The organism is Polynucleobacter sp. TUM22923 (assembly GCF_030295705.1).
Classification (GTDB): Bacteria; Pseudomonadota; Gammaproteobacteria; order Burkholderiales; family Burkholderiaceae; genus Polynucleobacter.
Genome location: NZ_AP027274.1, coordinates 1,062,833 through 1,076,650 on the forward strand (window position 1 = coordinate 1,062,833; position 13,818 = coordinate 1,076,650).

Here is a 13,818-nt window from a genome sequence, read left to right on the forward strand (position 1 = left end):
CTCTTTCTGATTACGCTAATTAAAAATGATTGGGTTTGTAGCCGTAGAACTAGTTTCCTCTAGCTCAGCCACAAAAACTACTTAACTGGGTTCTTCGCTCCCGTGCGCGTCTTTTTCAAAATACTACTGAAAAGATCTTGAATGCGCTCGGAAAATACCTGGAACTCGGCTGCATGTGCCGTTGAAGCGCGGGCAACGAGTGCAATTACCCGCTTTGGTGCAGGCGATGCTAGTGGTCGCGCTACCAGACTACTACCGTTTAATAAGCCTCCTTTTACCGCCATCTCTGGCAGTAAAGCAATTCCCATGCCTGACTCCACCATTTGTAAGAGTGTCAGCAAGCTGGTCGCTTCCATCCCATCAGCATTACGAATATCTGAACGTTTACAGGCTTGCAACGTATGCTCTCTTAAGCAGTGGCCTTCCTCTAGGAGCAATAAGCGCTCTGCCATTTTGGCTGGCAGTTGAATTTCTTTGCCTTTGAGTGCGGGATCGTTTTCTCTGGCAACTAAGTAAAACTCATCATCAAAGAGTTCTTTTACTAATAACCCGGAAGTATCGTAAGGAAGTGCAATGAGAGCAAAGTCTAATTGATGCTCGGCCAGCCTTGCCAATAAATTAGACGTTAGATCCTCACGCAAGGCAATCTTTAATTCTGGGAAACGCAAGCGAATATCAGGCAACACATTAGGCAGTAAAAATGGTGCAATGGTTGGAATAACGCCTAGCCGGATTGTTCCAGCCATTGGCTTACCTGCAGCAGCTGAATACTCCACCAAATCCTTTGATGCAGCCAAGATCGTCTTTGCCCTTAGTAGGATTTCACGGCCAATCGGCGTAATCGCCACATTCTGTCGATCCCTCTCTACCAAACGAATACCCAAGCCCTCTTCCAACTCCTTTAATCCCGCGCTCAGAGTTGATTGGCCTACGAAACAGGCTTCCGCAGCACGTGTGAAGTTCAACTCCTTAGCAATGGCTACAAAATAGCGCAATTGACGTAATGAGGGTAAGTTAACCATGGTTTACAACACTCTCTATAATCAATCTATTAGTCAAATAATATCACCGTTATTGATCGGTATTATCGCTAAAGCTAATTTAACGCTTTTTTAGGGAGCTTCGCCTTGGATTCAGTTCATCAAAATACATCCCCTGCCATCGTCATTATTGGTAGCGGTTTGGCCGGCTACACCGTGATTCGCGAAATTCGCAAACTGGATAAGAGTACGCCAATTACCCTTGTGACTCGTGAACCAGGCTACTCTTATTCAAAGCCGATGCTCTCTACTGCGATTGCTGGCAACAAGCTAGCTGATCAGCTGATATCTGGAAGCGCTGAAAGTATGGCGGCTCAACTTGAAATCACTATTCTTAGCGCAACTGAAGTTACCTCCATTGACACAGGCAAACAAATAATTGAAACCACCAAAGGCGCATTATCTTATGGGAAATTAGTACTGAGTTTAGGCTCGGATCAGATTCGCTTGCCCCTAGAAGGTAATGCAGCCCATGAAGTGATTACCGTAAATGATCTTGGTGAATATGCCCACTTTCGCCAAGCGATCGCTGGAAAAAAGAAGGTGGCTATATTGGGCGCAGGACTGATCGGGTGTGAGTTCGCAAACGACCTTGTTTTGGGATCTTTTGAGGTTGATGTTATTGATCAAGCTCCACAGGCTTTAGGCCGACTACTGCCAGAGGAAGCTGCACATGCACTCCAAAATAAATTAAGTGAAGCGGGTGTCCGCTGGCATTTTGAAACCACGGTTCAATCAATCGATCGTGAATTAGAAAATCTACGTATTACTCTAGCCAACGGCAGCACTATTCATTGCGATACCTTTTTATCTGCCGTAGGACTGAAACCACGTTTAGAACTAGCCAAAGCAGCAGGGATTGATACTGGACTAGGTATTAAAGTAAATCGACATTTAGAAACCAGCGCTAAAAATGTATTCTCCATTGGTGACTGCGCAGAAATAGATGGCTTAGTACTGCCTTACGTCATGCCAATCATGCAGGCTGCACGTGTACTTGCACCCAACCTACTGGGACAAGAAGCCATTCTGAGTTATCCAGCAATGCCCGTTATGGTGAAAACACCTGTATTACCCACGATTGTTTCCCCTCCAGCAAAAGAAGCAAGCGGTAACTGGAAAATGAAAACTATAGAGGGTGGCATCGAAGCACGCTTTGAATCAACCGATGGCCAGTTACTGGGCTTTGCCCTATTAGGCTCTGCTACTACTCAACGCGCAGTGCTTACTAAAGAACTGCCGCCTATATTGCAGTAATTTTTGTGGCCAAGTTAATTAATGGTCAAGCAACGATCAAGTAAGAATCAAGCAATGATCAAGCAATGATTAAGTAATAATCAAAAAATATAAAGCAGCATAAAGAAAAGGCCCGCATGTAAATTGCGGGCCTTTGTCATATCAGCAATAAATCAGTACAGCGGTTGCTTATGAAGAAACTACAAACCAAGTAGTGTTGTGCGACTGAACAATCATCAAAAACAGCATTGGAATTGAAAGTAAAGTGTTTAAACGAGATGTCAGCATAGCAACGCGTGCAGATTTCGCTTTGATCTCTGGCTCAACTACCACCATACCTAGAGCCCGCTTTTGATTAGGCCAAATGATGAACCACACATTAAAAGCCATTACTAAAGCGATCCACATACCTAAACCAATTGCCCGAAATGGCGCCTGCAAAGTAAACGCTTGATGCGCATAGCCATTCAATACCGCCAAAATCAAACCACTGACTACGGTAAATAACGCAGCCCAACGGAACCAAAATAATGCTGTTGGCGCAATAACTTTAGTGATCGCAGGTTTTTGTTCATCCGGAATTTTAGACATGGAAGGAATCTGCACAAAATTAAAGTACCAGAGGAGTCCCACCCACATCATGGCAACCATGACATGAATCCAGCGGAACAAAAAAGGCAATTCAATTGAGCTTACATTCCCACCCAAAGCAAAAATAATGAGCACCAGCAATACAAAGCCAGCAAAAACAGTGCGTCCCAACGAAGTCAATATTGATGACATAGCTACCCTAAAGACTTTAAGTTGAACGCGCTACTTTAGGCAAAATTTTGACTAGCAAAATCCCAATTAGCAACATTCCAAAAGTTTTCTACATATTTTGGGCGTGCATTGCGAGTATCAACATAATAAGCATGCTCCCAAACGTCACAAGTCAGGAGTGGCTTTGAGTCAGTCGTGAATGGTGTAGCGGCATTACTAGTAGAGGCTAAATCCAAAGTACCGTCTGCTTTTTTAACGAGCCAAGCCCAACCAGAACCAAATGTTCCAACAGCGCATTTCGTGAACTCTTCCTTGAATTTATCAAATGAGCCCCACTTTGCATTGATCGCATCAGCCAAAGGACCGGTAGGTGTTCCGCCACCATTTGGCTTCATACTATTCCAATAAAACGTGTGATTCCAAACTTGAGCAGCATTATTAAAAACGCCGCCAGCTGCCTTTTTAACGATCTCATCTAAAGGCGCATTTTCAAACTCAGTGCCTTTGATTAGATTATTTAAGTTTGTTGCATAAGCTTGGTGATGCTTACCGTAGTGAAACTCAAGTGTTTCTTTTGAAATGAATGGTGCTAGTGCATCCATTGCATATGGCAGTGGAGGTAATGTATGTTCCATTATTTTTTTCCTTTTAATTGAATTTGATGGCTGGCCGTAGTGCCCAGCCTTGTCGTTACTATAGTCGATTATGGTGTTTTTGTTCAGGCTACTGGGCAGTCCAGCCCCCATCCATATTCCATGCCACACCACGCACCTCAGAGGCATCTGGGCTGCATAGAAATACCGCTAGAGCTGCCAACTGCTCCGGAGATACAAATTCACCTGAAGGCTGCTTTTCGGACACCAGAGCGTTTTTTGCCTCTTCATCTGAAATACCTTCACGCTGTGCACGTGCATCTACTTGTTTTTGGACTAAGGGGGTCAATACCCAGCCTGGACAAATCGCGTTGCAGGTAACTCCTGTTTTAGCGTTTTCCAGTGCTATCACTTTGGTTAAACCAATAATGCCGTGCTTGGCAGCAACATACGCCGCTTTTTGAGTTGAGGCTACTAGGCCATGCACAGAGGCGATATTAATAATACGACCCCAGTTTCGTTTTTTCATACCCGGGAGTGCGTAATGACTTGTATGGAATGCAGAGCTTAAATTGATAGCAATAATGGCATCCCATTGATCAGCTGGAAAATCTTCTACATTGGCAGTGTATTGAATGCCGGCATTATTAACCAAAATATCAAGTGCCCCAAAGCGCTTTTCAGTTTGCTTAATTAAATCCTCAATTTGATCGGGCTTACTCATATCAGCGCCGTGATAATCCACCTCAACTCCACAGGACTTAATCAAGGCAATGGCGGCATCTTTCTCGCCAAAACCGTTGGCCATAATGTTCGCTCCCTGCTTAGCTAATGCAACAGCCATAGCCAAACCAATACCGCTGGTCGACCCCGTAACAAGTGCTGTTTTACCTTTTAATGAAGACATAATTTTTTCGCTATTTGAATAAATATAATGCTTAATCGAAGTACAACTTTTTGTATCAACTAAGGTCTAATATTACAGGATCGTGTTATCAGATTTTTCCAAGTGCCTTTAGAATCTTTTCGCAAGTAATAGGCTGATCGAACACAGCCACATTAAATGGCGCTAAAGCATCATTAATCGCATTTTGGACTGCCCCTGGCGCTCCAGCAGTGCCTGCCTCACCAGCACCTTTAGCCCCAAGCTTAGATGACTGTGTAGGAGTCTGTACGTGCGCAACTTCAATATCCGGCATTTCATTGGCCATCGGCACAAGATAATCAGCCATACTGCCATTACGCAAAAGCCCACTCTCATCATATAAACACTCTTCAAAGAGAACGCCACCGATGCCTTGAACAATGGCACCGCGTACTTGCTCATCGACTAACATGGGGTTTAATACACGTCCACAATCCTCCACTGCCCAATGTTTTAATAGCTTCACAAACCCGGTATCCGGATCAACCTCAACATAAGAGGCCTGCACGCCATTGGTAAAGATAAAAGGATATTCTTTTTGAGTGTAGTGACGGGTCACCATTAAGTCTGCAGAAAAACCAATAGGCAATGTATCGGTTCGGAAATATCCAATACGCCCAATCTCACCAAAAGGTAAAAGGGTCTCCCCAGAAGCTTTGTCTAAAACATTGCCGCGATAGACCGACAGTGACTCTGGGGGTTTATTCAAAATAGCGCCAGCGAGCTTTAAGATGTTCTGCTGAAGGGCTTGGCAAGCCAACAAGACTGCCTCACCGCCAACACCAGCGCCCCGTGAGGCCCATGTACCACCACCATACGGGGTGACGTCAGTATCCCCGGTAATAATGCGTACATCCTTAATGGAGATACCTACTGCATCGGCAGCGATTTGCGCATATATGCCTTCTGTACCCTGACCCTGCTCACCTACTCCAATTAATACAGAAACCACACCGCTGGGATCCAGTCTTGCAGTGGCTCCGTCCTGGGAGGCAATACGCGCACCGCCTACACCATAAAAAGCTGGGCTAGGATTCGTTAACTCGATCAGAGTTGCAAAACCAATGCCGCGATAAATTCCTTTTTTACGTAACTCAGTCTGCTCTTTGCGCAAGGCCGGATAGTCAATCATTTTTTCAATCGTACGCAAACATTGCTCATGCGACAACACTTCTAGTTTAATTCCAGAAATTCCGGAGCAAGGGTAGGCATCATCTGGAATGACATTGCGCTTGCGAAACTCTAGCGGATCCATCTTGAGTTTTTGCGCTGCCAAATCAACCAACCCTTCCGTTACGGCACAAGCAATTGGATGGCCTACGCCGCGATACTGGCAAGTAGGTGTTTTATTTTGAAACACAACATTGAGCTTGGCACGGTAATGCTGGTGCTTATATGGGCCGCCCACAAGATTCACAACTTGATTGCCCTCAATAGCGCTCGTTCTTGGAAACATCGAATATGGACCGATAGCCGTGAGATCATCGATCTCAAAGGCCAAAATATCACCATCCTTGTTGGCGGCAATACGCCCTTTTATCCGATGCTCGCGTGCATGAATATCGCTTGTAAAAGACTCCAAACGATCTGCTACAAATTTTACTGGGCGGCCTAACATCATAGCCAAGCCTACTGTTGCAAAATCATCCGGATAGGCGTGGACTTTTATACCAAATGATCCACCCACATCTTTACAAATTACCTGCACGTCTGACTCAGATAATCCAAACTGGCGACAATACAAATCTTGCATCATATGGGGTGCTTGCTGAGAGTGATATACAACCAGGCGGCGGTCACCCGGATTGTAGTCGGCGATTTGACAACGTGGCTCTAGCGTCACTCCAGTGTGTCGACCAAACCCAAAAGTAGCCTCAGCAACAATATCTGCACTAGCAAACACCTCATCAACACTGCCGACATCTAAAGTACGGGTAAAGCATAAATTGTCCCCAAGCTCTGGGTGAATTAATGGTGTGTCTGCATCTAGCGCTGTTTCCATAGAAACAACTGCAGGAAGCTCTTCCCACTCCACCTCAATATGCTGTAAAGCATCTTCTGCTTGAGCGCGCGTTTCAGCAACTACCGCAACTACCGGCTCTCCCTGCCAACAAGCTCGGTCAATCGCAAGGGCATATTGTGGGGCAGACTTCATCCCAACTAAGTGTTCTAAAGTGGCAACCCATGGCTTGCATATTGTCGCCATTTGTACTCCATCAACTACAGCCAGAACGCCCGGCATTCCCAGGGCGTGCTCGGTATGAATTTTTCCAATCTTCATATGTGCTACTGGAGAGCGCCAATACACGACGTGACCCATTCTAGGCAACTGGATGTCGTCAACATAAGTGCCTTGACCCTCAAGTAGACGACGAGCTCGATGTCTAGGCTCGCTATTACCAATGTAGCGCTGATCATTTGTAACAGGATCAAGTATCAACCCCTTGAGATCTGCTGGCTTATTCATAATCTATCTCCCAATCACTTTAGGCGTGAGCAACAACGGGTTTAATTTTTTCACCCTTCAGTCGCGCTTCTAAAACATCCATAATCGCACTCACAATAGAGTGATACCCAGTACATCTGCAATAGTTTCCGGAAATCCACTCGCGCACCTCTTCACGCGTAGAGGTAGGTTGTTTTTCAATCAACTCAGCAGCTGCAAGCAGCATGCCCGAAGAGCAGAATCCACATTGCATAGCGTTATGGCGCATAAATGACTCTTGTAAATCTGCTAAGGCACCGCTTTTAGTCAATCCCTCAATGGTCTCTACGACACTCCCATCAGCTTGCACCGCTAAAAATAAGCAGCCGCGGATGATCTGCCCATCGACCTTTACGGTACAGGCGCCGCAAGCGCCGTGTTCACAGCCTAAATGAGGGCCCTTTAAAAAAAGGTCTTCCCTTAGGAAGTCAACTAAATGCTGACGTGGTTCAACTTCAGCTGTAATAGAGGCTCCATTAACAGTCAGCGTAATTTTTTTCTTGATAGTCATATCAATCTCCGAACTTAATTTATAGCTTGAGCAGCGAGGTGCTTCAAGCCGCGCTCTAATAAAACGCCTATTAGGTGCTGTTTTGTTTCAACACTATTAGTGATGTCCGCAATAGCATCAATCTCAGCTCTCGCAGCCGCAACAGCACTGGCGATTACTTCCGGCGTGAGCACTTTATCGTTAACCAATGCCTGAGTCTTCATTGCCATTAGCGGAGTAGACGCAACCGAAAAGAAAGTTAACGCGTAATCACTTAATACATTTCCTTGCTTTTGAGCAACAGCGGCAAGGCCGGCAATAGCATAGTCGCCATGGCGCCTTGCTAGCTCATGAAAATAAAATACTTGATTGTTATCGGCAACCGGAATCTCTGTCGCCACTAAAATTTCATCCGGCTCTAGGGAGGTTGTGTAAAGGTCGATAAAAAAATCTTGCGCTGAAATACGACGCTCACCACCAGGGCCCACAATAATCATCGTGGCATTCAATGTCAAACTACAAGCAGGCCATTCGGCTGCTGGATCACCGTAAGCTAAAGAGCCACCCCAGGTTCCTAAATTACGAATTGCCCTATGCGCAATGTGTGGCGCCGCAGCCTTTAACAATGGAGCATGTTTAGCCACCAGCTCAGAATCTTCTATTTCAGTATGAGTGACAAGCGCACCAATGCGAAGCTGATTACCAACCAAAGAAATGCCTTTAAGCTCATTAATATCAGTGATGTCAATCAAGATAGCCGGCTCAGAGAGACGCATATTTAGCGTTGCTAACAAAGTCTGACCCCCAGCTATTAATTGCCCATCATCGCCCGCCTCGGCCAGCAAAGACAGGGCCTCTGCCAAAACTGTTGGTTTTATATAATCAAATGCTGCTGCCTTCATTGGATTTCCCCTGCGACTTTTTATTGATGTGATCTATTTTAAATTTTGGTATCGGACTCGAGAGTTAGCACTTCACCACCGACTTCTTTTGCAAATTTCTGAAAAAAGTCATCCGCAATCTTTTTCGCAGATGCGCTGATTAGTCGGCCGCCGATCTGACCCAGTTTGCCTCCAATAGAGGCCTCTGTTGTATAGGAAACTAAGGTGCCTCCATCAACCTGCGATAACTCCACTCGTGAACGGCCCTTAGCAAAACCTGCTGCTCCACCAGACCCCTCAAAAGTCATGGAGCAGGACTTATCAGGAATGACGTCGCTCAAAAACAGTTTTCCTGAAAAACGGGCTCTCACAGGCCCGATTTTGAACATAACTCTGGCGTGGATCTCTTCAGGCAATATACGATTAATTTCTTCGCAACCTGGAATTGACTTAGCCAAGACGTCAATATCGTTCAAACCCCTCCAGACATCAGGGATTGGAGCAGCAATCAGTTGTTCGCCATTTAGTTCCATCACTTCTCCTTGGGGTTTGTACGAATAGAGTCTTATCTACCAATTGTTCAACAATGTACCATTATTTAACTTTTGGTCAATAAGACCAAATTCGGATAAACCCTGACAAATATGAATTTGACTTACCTACCCAGGTCTCTTGGCTTATGAGCTTGAATTTAGATGACGTGCCTCTGAATACAGGAGCTGATGATTCAGCTGCTGTATCAACGCCTGCTCGGCGCAGGATGAGCACCACCGATCGAAAACGCCAATTGTTAGATGGCGCAATTAAGTACTTCGCACGATACGGAATTGAGGGTCAATTAAGAAATTTAACCAAAGATCTTGGGGTTACTCATACACTGCTCTACCATTATTTTCCGACCAAAGATGCTTTAATCAAAGCGGTTTACCAGGATGTATTTGAATCACGCTGGAAGCCCGAGTGGGAAAAACTGCTTGATAATCAGAAACAATCGCCGGAAGAAAAATTCAATGCTTTTTATGTGGATTACTCCAATACAGTTTTAACTTACGAATTTGTACGGATTTTGATCTTTTCAGGGTTGAGTGACCACTCTATCAGCGACCCGTTCTTTGAGCTCCTACGATCTCGCCTACTACCGCGCCTCATCCGTGAAACGCGCAAGTACTACGGATATGAATCTCGAACTAAGCCTACGCAGCGTGAACTAGAGCTTTTGATGGGGCTTCATGGCGGCATTTTTTATATTGGCATGCGTCGCTGGGTATATGGTCAAACGATTTATGACTCAAGCAATACCGCTACCGATGAGGAAATTATTCAAGATCGCGTGCGCTCTTATCTTATTTCGGCACAAAATTTATTCTCTACTAAACAAGGTTAACCATGTCTAACTTAAGCCTAAATCATTTTTCAATACGCAGCCTAGAAATAGAAAAGACAACTGCGTTTTATAGCGAGCTACTGGGCCTCACTATAGGCCCTCGCCCTGAATTTCCATTTCCTGGAGTTTGGCTATATAACGGAGATGAAAATGATTGGGCTAATGCGGTACTTCATTTAATTGCTATTGATAAGAATGATCCAAATGGATTAAAGCAGTACTTAGGTGAACGGGACCCCGCCACTCTATTTGGTTCGGGAGCTGTTGACCATATTGCTTTTTTTGCTACTGGCTTGAAAGATAAGCTTACCCTGCTGAAAAAAATGGGGACGCCGTTTAAAGAGCGCTCTGTCCCCGTTTTGAAGTTACACCAGATTTTTCTAAACGACCCAAATGGCATTGTGATTGAACTCAATTATCCAGCGGAAGAAAAGCTTGCCCTTGATGCCTAAGGCGCATAAAAAAGTTCATGGCTAAAATTCTGATCGTCGGAGGCTCACTGGGTGGCTTGTTCGCAGCAAATATTCTGCTGCGTGCCGGGCATGACGTCACCCTTCTTGAAAAAGCCACTGGCTCCTTGGACGGTCGTGGCGCCGGAATTGTGACTCATGATGCTTTGGCAGATGCATTACGGGAAGCTGGAATCTCCGTCGATGAAAGTCTGGGTATCGCTGTAAATAAGCGGGTTACGCTAGGCGCTGATGGGAGTAGTCTCGGGGAAATCCATTTGCCTCAAATTGTGACCTCGTGGAGTAGGCTGTATCACCTACTGAGGGAAAACTTTCCAAGTGAGCGCTACCTGCAAGGAAAAAATGTCACCTTTATTAGTCAGAATCAACAACAGGTTCAAGTGAAATGTGAGGATGGGTCAAGATATGAGGCTGAACTTCTAATCGCCTCTGACGGCATTCGATCAGCGACGCGTAATTTTGTGGCTCCTAGTATTCAACCTCAATATGCAGGTTATATTGCATGGCGGGGAGTATGTGATGAAAGTCATCTTTCAAATTACACGCTAGACACCCTATTTAATTATTTTGGATTCTGTCTTCCTGATGGCGAGCAAATGCTGGGTTATCCCGTTGCGGGCCAAGAGAATGACACCAGACCTGGAAAAAGACGCTACAACTTTGTATGGTATCGGCCAGTAGGTGAAAATAAGGAATTAGCAGATCTACTGACTGATGCAGATGGTAAATATTTTCCTACCGGCATTCCTCCATTGAAGGTCTCTTGGAAACATATTGCAGCCATGCGCGAGCAGGCTCAAAACCTACTGGCACCTCAATATGTCGAGATTATTGAAAAGACGGCCTCCCCTTTTTTGCAGCCTATTTATGACGTGCGTTCCGAACAGATTGTCTTTGGCAGAATTGCTCTCATGGGTGATGCTGCTTTTATAGCACGCCCTCATGTTGGTATGGGCGTCACCAAGGCAGGAGATGAGGCAATGTCAATTGCAAAGCACATTGCTTTATTAGGGGCAACCCCTGCTGCATTAGATGCTTACAGCAATGAGCGGCTATCGATGGGGCAGCAGGTGGTTGCTCGAGCCCAATATCTTGGTCGCTATATGCAGGCCCAAAATAGCAAGCTAATGTCAGATGATGGCGGCTTAAAAAGAAATGCATCTACAGTGATGGCGGAGACAGCCATCGATATCAGTGCATTACTGGCAGCAGGTAATGCAGTTCCAGAGCCCCAGTATTAAATTCGAAGTAGATTTATTTTATCGAGCAGTCGTTCAGTTAGTATTTATGCAATAAAAAGTATTTTTATTAATCAACTGTTTTAAATGGAGGAGACAACCATGAAACAAAAAGTAATGAATCAAACCAGAAGAAAAATGATAATCGGTGGAGCTACTGCAGCAAGTACTCCGCTTTGGATTAATTTAGCCACTGCACAATCTGACACCATCAAAATTGGATTTCCAACACCTTTGACTGGCCCCTTTTCTGCTGAAGCTCAGGATCAAGTAAAAGCAGCGGAACTTGCGATCAAAGAATTTAATGACGCCGGTGGTTTTAATGGTCGAAAAGCAGAATTGCTAGTAAGAGATACGAAGCTCAATCCAGGCGAAGCTGCCACTAGAACGCTCGAGCTTATTGAAAAAGACAAGGTGAATTTTGTAGTCGGCTCATTATCGGCTGCGACTCAACTTTCAATTAATGCCGTCTGCAAGGAACGTAAGGTACTCTTTAATTCTATCAGCCAATCAGACGCTATCAATGAAGCAAAGGATTGGAGTCCTTACACCTTTCATGAGGCACTAAATCCAACGATGACAGCCGGGGCAGTTGCGCGCTACTCAATACCGCGTTTTGGTAAAAAAATTGTCTTCCTGACTGCTGACTATGCTTACGGCCATGAAATGGTGCGCGCGTTTGAGCGGGCAGGCAAAGAGATGGGGGCAACTACATTGGCAGACATTCGTCATCCATTGGGCACCTCTGATTACTCCGCTTTTTTACCCCGCATTAAGGCTTTAAATCCTGATATCTTGGTGCTGTGTAATTTCGGACGTGACTTATTAAATGCAGCTAAACAATGTACTGACTTCGGCCTGAAGTCCAGCATGAAAATTGTCGCTCCAGTATTGCTCTACACATCTCGCCTTGCTGGCGGACCGGAAGCATTTGAAGGCATCATCGGTGGAACTTCTTATTACTGGGGACTGGAAGATCGCATCCCAACAGCGAAGGCATTTAATGATGCATTCCGTAAGATGTATAACGGGTCTGTGCCATCTGATTACGGCGCACTGGGCTATGCTGGGGTCAAGAGTGTTTTGGCATCCGTCAAGATCGCCAAATCCACTGAGGCATTAAAAGTAGTCAGTGCGATGGAAAATCTAAAATACGATTGGTACAAGGGTCCCGAGTACTACCGTAAATGCGATCATCAAGCGGTTCAAACAGTGATCATCGTGGAATCAAAGTCTAAGAATATGAAAGACAAATATGACGTCTTCAATATCCTAACTATTGAGCCCACAACAGAGAAAAATATGCGTAGTTGTGCAGAATTGGGCCATAAGGCTTAAAGCAGAAATCTCAGGGTAGATCATTTGATCTACCCTGAACCCTCCCCTGCAGCCTCATAGGCCAATGGGAGTCTTTTTGAGTACATATATGACTGGTCTTACATTTGAACTTCTTTGCATGCAATTGCTTACCGGAATCGCTCTGGGTAGTATTTATGCGCTACTAGCTCTTGGCTTATGCCTTATTTTCGGCATGCTTAATGTAGTTAACTTTGCCCATGGGGCCTTTTTCATGGTCGGCGCATTTATGGGCGTCTATTTTTTAGGCGTTACTGGTAATTTTTGGTTTAGCTTGGTTCTCACGCCCCTAGTAACCGGTGGGCTTGGATTGCTTACTGAGCGATTTTTAGTGCGGCCACTATATGGACGCGGTTTGGACTACCCTCTATTGCTCACCTTTGGCCTCTCTTACGTGCTCATTGAAGCCATGCGCGTCATATTTGGTATTGAAGGCTTACCTTCAGTAACTCCAGATGGATTAAAAGGTACCGTAGATGTAGGTTTTGGGTTCTTTCCTAAATACCGTCTCTTCTTAATTGCTGCAACCGCTCTAATTATTTTTGGCGTTTGGTTTTTAATACAAAAAACTCGCTACGGCTTGATCATCAAGGCGGGTGCCGCTGATCAGGAAATTGTGAAGGTGCTTGGCGTTGATATTGCTAAAGTGTGGCTTTTAGTTTTTGGTCTAGGCTGTGCGATTGCTGGTCTCTCTGGAATATTAGCCTCACCTACTCGCTCTGTAAATCCTGAAATGGGCATCCCTATTCTTGCAGAATCCTTTGTTGTCACTGTGGTGGGTGGTTTAGGCTCCCCCCTAGGTGCAGTGGTTGCTGGACTACTCGTTGGTGTTGTTTACAGCATGACCTCACTATTTTTTCCCGACCTCTCTGAGCTGTCCATTTTTGTATTAATGGCAGTAGTGCTTCTAATCAGACCGCAGGGCTTATTTGGCAAAGCAGGGGCAATGGGTTAAACC

14 protein-coding genes are annotated in these 13,818 nt (G+C 45.1%); 6 read left to right on the top strand and 8 right to left on the bottom strand.

All coding sequences use genetic code 11. The annotated features are described in order from the left end of the window. Positions 1 to 77 precede the first annotated feature (77 nt). Positions 78 to 1,022 carry a hydrogen peroxide-inducible genes activator gene (locus QUD86_RS05410; RefSeq protein ID WP_286295724.1) on the bottom strand — a complete coding sequence of 315 codons (945 nt, stop codon included), beginning with the start codon at positions 1,020 to 1,022 and terminating at the stop codon, positions 78 to 80. Positions 1,023 to 1,127: 105 nt separating this feature from the next. Here QUD86_RS05410 and QUD86_RS05415 point away from each other — a divergent pair, with 105 nt between their 5' ends. Next, on the top strand, positions 1,128 to 2,297 hold the full coding sequence (locus tag QUD86_RS05415; protein ID WP_286295726.1) for an NAD(P)/FAD-dependent oxidoreductase: 1,170 nt from the start codon (positions 1,128 to 1,130) through the stop codon (positions 2,295 to 2,297). Between the two features lie 168 nt (positions 2,298 to 2,465). Here QUD86_RS05415 and QUD86_RS05420 read toward each other — a convergent pair whose 3' ends face one another. From QUD86_RS05420 to QUD86_RS05450, 7 genes are all read right to left on the bottom strand, one after another. Next, on the bottom strand, positions 2,466 to 3,059 hold the full coding sequence (locus QUD86_RS05420; RefSeq protein ID WP_286295728.1) for a urate hydroxylase PuuD: 594 nt from the start codon (positions 3,057 to 3,059) through the stop codon (positions 2,466 to 2,468). A gap of 35 nt (positions 3,060 to 3,094) precedes the next feature. Beyond that, positions 3,095 to 3,673 (bottom strand): superoxide dismutase, encoded by a 579-nt coding sequence (locus QUD86_RS05425; protein ID WP_286295729.1) that lies wholly within the window; start codon positions 3,671 to 3,673, stop codon positions 3,095 to 3,097. 88 nt (positions 3,674 to 3,761) lie between these two features. Beyond that, positions 3,762 to 4,538: a 3-hydroxybutyrate dehydrogenase gene (locus tag QUD86_RS05430; RefSeq protein ID WP_286295730.1), complete on the bottom strand. Its 777-nt coding sequence runs from the start codon at positions 4,536 to 4,538 to the stop codon at positions 3,762 to 3,764. 88 nt (positions 4,539 to 4,626) lie between these two features. Next, positions 4,627 to 7,023, bottom strand: coding sequence for a xanthine dehydrogenase family protein molybdopterin-binding subunit (locus QUD86_RS05435; protein ID WP_286295731.1), 2,397 nt, complete (start codon positions 7,021 to 7,023; stop codon positions 4,627 to 4,629). Between the two features lie 19 nt (positions 7,024 to 7,042). Continuing rightward, on the bottom strand, positions 7,043 to 7,552 hold the full coding sequence (locus QUD86_RS05440; protein ID WP_286295732.1) for a (2Fe-2S)-binding protein: 510 nt from the start codon (positions 7,550 to 7,552) through the stop codon (positions 7,043 to 7,045). A 14-nt stretch (positions 7,553 to 7,566) separates the two neighbouring features. Then, positions 7,567 to 8,433, bottom strand: a complete 867-nt coding sequence (locus tag QUD86_RS05445) for an FAD binding domain-containing protein (RefSeq protein ID WP_286295733.1) — start codon at positions 8,431 to 8,433, stop codon at positions 7,567 to 7,569. Positions 8,434 to 8,471: 38 nt separating this feature from the next. Then, complete coding sequence (locus tag QUD86_RS05450; RefSeq protein WP_286295734.1) at positions 8,472 to 8,945, bottom strand: SRPBCC family protein; 474 nt, start codon at positions 8,943 to 8,945, stop codon at positions 8,472 to 8,474. Positions 8,946 to 9,091: 146 nt separating this feature from the next. On the opposite strand from QUD86_RS05450, the gene QUD86_RS05455 reads away from it, so the two are divergent. The 5 genes from QUD86_RS05455 to QUD86_RS05475 all read left to right on the top strand — a co-directional run bounded on the left by QUD86_RS05455 (position 9,092) and on the right by QUD86_RS05475 (position 13,815). Further along, complete coding sequence (locus QUD86_RS05455; RefSeq protein WP_286295735.1) at positions 9,092 to 9,796, top strand: TetR/AcrR family transcriptional regulator; 705 nt, start codon at positions 9,092 to 9,094, stop codon at positions 9,794 to 9,796. 2 nt (positions 9,797 to 9,798) lie between these two features. Then, on the top strand, positions 9,799 to 10,248 hold the full coding sequence (locus QUD86_RS05460) for a VOC family protein (protein ID WP_286295736.1): 450 nt from the start codon (positions 9,799 to 9,801) through the stop codon (positions 10,246 to 10,248). 17 nt (positions 10,249 to 10,265) lie between these two features. Then, entirely contained in the window at positions 10,266 to 11,507 is a 1,242-nt protein-coding gene (locus QUD86_RS05465; RefSeq protein ID WP_286295737.1) for an FAD binding domain-containing protein, read from the top strand. A gap of 99 nt (positions 11,508 to 11,606) precedes the next feature. Then, the gene (locus QUD86_RS05470) at positions 11,607 to 12,842 is read left to right on the top strand and encodes an ABC transporter substrate-binding protein (RefSeq protein ID WP_286295738.1); all 1,236 of its coding nucleotides are present in this window, start codon (positions 11,607 to 11,609) and stop codon (positions 12,840 to 12,842) included. An 88-nt stretch (positions 12,843 to 12,930) separates the two neighbouring features. Continuing rightward, on the top strand, positions 12,931 to 13,815 hold the full coding sequence (locus QUD86_RS05475) for a branched-chain amino acid ABC transporter permease (RefSeq protein ID WP_286295739.1): 885 nt from the start codon (positions 12,931 to 12,933) through the stop codon (positions 13,813 to 13,815). The last annotated feature ends 3 nt before the right edge of the window (positions 13,816 to 13,818 follow it).